Origin of the sequence: Saccharothrix sabaoui (genome assembly GCF_051756985.1) — a bacterium.
In the GTDB taxonomy this organism is placed as follows: domain Bacteria; phylum Actinomycetota; class Actinomycetes; order Mycobacteriales; family Pseudonocardiaceae; genus Actinosynnema.
The window spans coordinates 1-4,744 of sequence record NZ_JBPKJK010000299.1 but is presented as its reverse complement, the minus strand read 5'-3'; the positions used below and the strand labels follow the sequence as shown (position 1 = coordinate 4,744).

The following is a 4,744-nucleotide window of genomic DNA, read 5'->3' as shown; positions in this document are numbered from 1 at the left end:
GCGGGCGTGCGGCACGGCGACGCCCTTGCGCAGCAGGTTGCGCCACAGCGCCGAGCCGACGCGGGCGTAGTCGGGCTCGCGGCCGAAGTTCGCGATCACCAGGTCCGCTTCGAGCTCGTGGGCGGTCCCGGCGGAGTCCACGGTCAGCGCCAGCCTCCCGGAGCCGGTGGGCGCGATCCGGTCGACCCGGCCGGTGACGAGCCGGACCTGGTCGCCCAGCGCGGCGTGGACGACCTCGGTGGTGTAGGCGACGGCGCTCACCCGCAGCGTCGCCAGCAGGCTGCCGTAGCGGTCGAGGAGCGCGCGCAGGTCGTCGGTGGGGATGCGGGCCAGGACGGGGGACAGGTGCGGCTCCCACGCCTTGGAGATCCGCTCGGTCACCACGGCCGGCGGCACGTCGGGGTGCTCGCGCGCGATGGTGGCGCGGGCCCTGGCCCACTCCCGCTCGACGAGCCGGACGAGGTTGTCGCGGCCCTCGTAGGCGTCGCCGCCCAACCGGGGCGCGGGCAGCGGCAGGACGCGGTGGCGGTGGTCGTCGGGGTAGGTGCGCAGCGTGAGGCCGGAGCGGGAGATCATCCGGATGGGTCCGGTGTGGCCGCGCCGCAGCAGCAGGGCGGCGGAGTCGTAGGCGCTGAGCAGGGTGCCGACGACGGCGACGGTCGCGTCCGGCGGCAGGGCGAGGATGCGTTCGACGGCGTGGCCGGAGTAGGGGTGGCGCACGAACGCGGGGTGGTCGGCGACCTCGGCCGCGAAGGGCAGTTCGCGCTCCTCCAGGCCGGTCGCGACGACGACGTGGTCGGCGCGGACGGTGGTCCGCCCGGTGGGGGCCTCGACGACCACGCGGGCCGCGTGGTCCTCCACGTCGAGGTCGACCACCTCGCCGTCCAGCTCGACCAGGACCACGCCGGCGGACGCCTCGCGCGCGGCCTCGGCCAACCGGTCGGCGAGGTAGTCGGCGTAGACCCGGCGGGGCGCGGGCCCGGACTCGGTGAACACCGCGTCGCGCCACTCGGGCGGCCAGTCCGCGCGGTCGGCCTCGGTGTTGGCCCAGCGCACGAAGTCGTCGACGTCCTCGCGGAACATCGCCATGCGCCCGGCCTGGATGTTGAAGACGTGCTGCCAGGGGTTGCCCTCGCGGTGGTAGGCGACGCCGGCGCTGCGGTGCTCCGGGCGCCGCTCCACGAGCACGACCTCGCCGGGCTCCCGGGCGAACCGGAGGAGCCGGACGGCGGTGGCCGTGCCGCCCAGGCCGGCCCCGACCACCACCACGCGCCAGGGGGCTTCGGGAAGTCGAACCATGTCGCTCCTGTCCCCGGCCGGAGCGGGCCGAGGGGCCGGCGTCGTCGGGTGCTGTCGGGGGTCCTCGTCGTCGCCGAACCGCAGGTGGGGGAGGGTTGTGACGAGGGTAGCCCAACAACGTTATCCAACAAGCCGCCGTTCCGGGGCGGTGTTCCCGGCCCCGGCGCCCGCCCCCTCCCCCGCGCTCCACGCCGCCAGGCCCGACGCGGTCGGCCGCTCGCCGGGGAAGGCGTCCGCGAGGACCCGCGCGTACCGCTGACCGTCCGGTGTGGACAGATCGGGTGGCGCCAGCCAGGGCGCGAGGTGCCCGCCCCGGGGCTCGCCCGCCAGCACCAGCACGTCCGGCGCGCCCGGCACGACCCGGAGGCCCAGGCGGGCGGCCTCCTCCCGCACGACCCGCTCCGCCGCGACCGCGCGCGGCGAGGCGTCGGACGCCACGGCGAACGGCCCGCCGATCGCGGCGACCCCGGCCCGCAGCGCCGCCGCGTCGGCGTCGGTCAGCGCGGGCCACGGCAGGTCGCCCCGCGCGCCGGCCAGCTTCGCCGCCAGCACGGCCGAGGCGTGGTCCGGCCCCTCAGGACCCCGCACGTCCGGTCCGGTCCACGCCCCGTCGCCGGTGTCCACCACGACGGTGGTCCGCGCGCCCGCGCGTTCCAGCCACAGCTCGCCGCGCCCCGGCGGCAGCCACACCAGCGCCCAGCGCCCGCTCGCCGCGGGGCGCGGCCGGACCGGCACCAGGGCCGAGGGCGCGTTGCCCGCGGACAGGTCGGTGTCGCCGGTGTGCACGAGGTTCCAGCCCGGCATGTGCGGCACCACCAGGAGGTCCACCGGACCGCCGCCCGGCAGGGCGACCCGGGTCAACAGCGGGTCGCCCGGGGTCGGCGCGTCGAGCCGGCCGGCGACCACGACGTGCCCCAGGCCGGCCAGCAGGACCAGGCCCAGCGCCGCGCCCGCCGGCCGCACGTCCGCCGCCGGCGGGCACAGCGCGAGCCACGCCGCGCCGGTGAACGCCGCCACCAGCACGACGTACGCGGACGACGAGGGCGGTCCGCCGGTCCACGCGCCGGCCGCGACGACCACGAGCGCGGAGGCCGCCGCCGCGCACCGCCCCAGCACGGGGTGCTCGCCCCGCAGCACGGGCGGGAGCACGAGGAGCGCGATCAGCGCCACCGCCGCGGGACCCGGCAGCCACGTCGCCTTCGCCACCAGCAGCACCGCGACCCCGCCGGCCGCGGCGGCCCCGGTGACCACCCGCCTCGCCGGCAGCCCCGGCGGGGAGGGGAGGAACGGCCGCACCAGCGCCCAGGCCGCCACCGCCGTCACCGATCCGAACAGGACCAGCCGCAGCAGGGTGAAGCCGAGCGGCAGGCCGACGGCGGCGTGGTCGTGCACCGGCTCAGGCCGCCGCGCCGACCGGCAGCGCGCAGGAGCACCGCATCGCGGCGCGCTCCTCGCGGGTCGGGCGCATGTGGAGCACCATCGCCACGACCATCGGCACGAACACCACGAAGTTGTAGAACAGGTGCAGCTCCACCCTCGGCACGATCAGCTGGATCACGCTCGTCGGCGCGGGCCGGCCCAGCAGGGTGGTGCCCGTCGACGCCTGGACGATCAGCAGCAGGTGCTCGACGTGGTGCCAGAACTGGAGGCCCAGCGCGACGCCCCACCACGTCCTGGAGCGCCCGACGAACCCCTTGCGCAGCGCGAAGAGGAAGACCAGCATGACCAGCGCGAAGCCGTAGTGCATCACCTCCGAGGTGACCAACCACGGCATCCACAGACCGAGCACGCCCTTGGCCTGCGGCACCGGCCAGCCGAGGGCGTAGATCTGCACGGCCTGGGCGATGTGCTCCGCCCAGTGCGCGAGGACGACCAGCAGGAAGGCGTACAGCGCCGGCCGGTGCAGGCGCGTGGTCAACGGCGATCCGGCGGTGGTGGGGTGGGCATGGGTCTGGACCTGGGAGTCGACCACGGTTCCTCCTGCTGCGCTCGACCCGGCGGGGCGGCTCCCCGAGCCGGGCGGGTCTTCGGCTTCCCGATGCGTCGAAGACCCCCGGGCGCGGACGCCGCGATCGGGGTCGGTCGCGCGGCCCGCGTGACGGTGCGGTGATCGTTCCCGCACCCGCACGCCCGACTGTATGGCGCTGACGCCGCCCGTCCTTCTTCCAGCGTGCGGCGTGCCCGGCGGGGACCGGTCGGACCGGGACGGCGGGGCGGACGATCGGCCCAGCGGGTTGGGGCGTTTGCCCGTCGGGGGTGCGCGGAAATGCCCGGTACGGGTGCTGTGGGGTCTTCTCGGGACACTCGTCGGGGACCGGCGACAGGGCGTTAGCGAACGCTCACCCGGAAGGCGTAGTTTACGCTGTCCACAGGTGACGTAAATGATTCTGCTGTCACCCTCTGAAATAGTCGGGGTGAACAAAAGCAAAGACCGCTTCCAGGTGCCCCAAAGATCATGAAAAATCTTCACTGTCGCCCGTCTTGGCTGCTTGCCGAGGCTGTCGGCAGCCTGGTAACTTGCGAAAAATCGCAGGTCGATGGAGTGGGTCGGAGGTCGTCGAGTGAGACGCTGAGTCCTGCGTTGCGAAAGTCTCCCAGTTGGTCCCGGTCGTGTCGGGAGTGGTGCGCGCAGTCGCGCAACCGGTTTCAACCCATTTCGTCATTCATTGGATCTGCGATGTGGGGGTCGTGGTGGAAGATGTAGTAGAACGCGCGGTAGGGCGAGTCGTCGAATTCATGTACGACAATCTGGGCGAGCAGTTCACGATCGACGACATGGCCCGCACCGCGATGTACAGCAAGTTCCACTTCTCCCGGGTCTTCCAGCGGGTCACCGGCGTCTCGCCCGGCCGGTTCCTGGCGGCGATCCGGCTCCAGGAGGCGAAGAGGCTGCTCGTGTGCACCTCGTCCACCGTCACCGACATCAGCCACCGGGTCGGGTACACGAGCGTCGGCACGTTCAGCTCGCGCTTCCGCAGCAGCGTCGGCGTCTCGCCCACGGAGTACCGCCAGCTCGGCGGGTTCGCCGCGAAGGTGCCGACGGCCTGGCGCGGCCAGGGGACGCACACCTCGACGGTGCACGGCCGGATCGACGCGCCGCGCGACCTGCCGTCCGGGCTGACCTTCCTCGGCCTGTTCCCCGACCCGATCCCGCAGGGCGTCCCGATCCGCTGCTCGGTGCTGCTGCGGCCCGGCCCGTACCTGCTCGCCGACGTGCCGCCCGGCACGTGGTACCTGATGGCCAGCTCCGTGCCGCCGGACCGCGAGGCGGTGCCCGACTGCTCCTACCCCGACGGCGACGCGCCGAACGTCGCCTGCTCCGGGCCGATCACCGTGCGGGCCGGCACGGCGGTCGACCCGGTCGACCTGTGCCTGCGCCCGCGCAGCGCCCTCGACCCGCCGGTGCTCATGGCGCTGCTGGACGTCCAGTCCGCCGCGCTCGCGG

At 74.5% G+C, this 4,744-nt stretch carries 4 protein-coding genes; 1 reads left to right on the top strand and 3 read right to left on the bottom strand.

The window, feature by feature from the left end:
- From ACR807_RS41150 to ACR807_RS41140, 3 genes are all read right to left on the bottom strand, one after another.
- Positions 1-1,299: FAD/NAD(P)-binding protein (locus ACR807_RS41150; RefSeq protein WP_438926977.1), on the bottom strand; the 1,299-nt coding region annotated here is incomplete at its 3' end.
- A 120-nt stretch (positions 1,300-1,419) separates the two neighbouring features.
- On the bottom strand, positions 1,420-2,691 hold the full coding sequence (locus tag ACR807_RS41145) for a DUF6239 family natural product biosynthesis protein (RefSeq protein WP_438926976.1): 1,272 nt from the start codon (positions 2,689-2,691) through the stop codon (positions 1,420-1,422).
- 4 nt (positions 2,692-2,695) lie between these two features.
- The gene (locus tag ACR807_RS41140) at positions 2,696-3,271 is read right to left on the bottom strand and encodes a hypothetical protein (protein WP_438926975.1); all 576 of its coding nucleotides are present in this window, start codon (positions 3,269-3,271) and stop codon (positions 2,696-2,698) included.
- 764 nt (positions 3,272-4,035) lie between these two features.
- Between ACR807_RS41140 and ACR807_RS41135 the strand changes: the two genes are divergently transcribed.
- On the top strand, positions 4,036-4,744 hold a 709-nt coding region (locus ACR807_RS41135; RefSeq protein WP_438926974.1), incomplete at its 3' end, for a helix-turn-helix transcriptional regulator.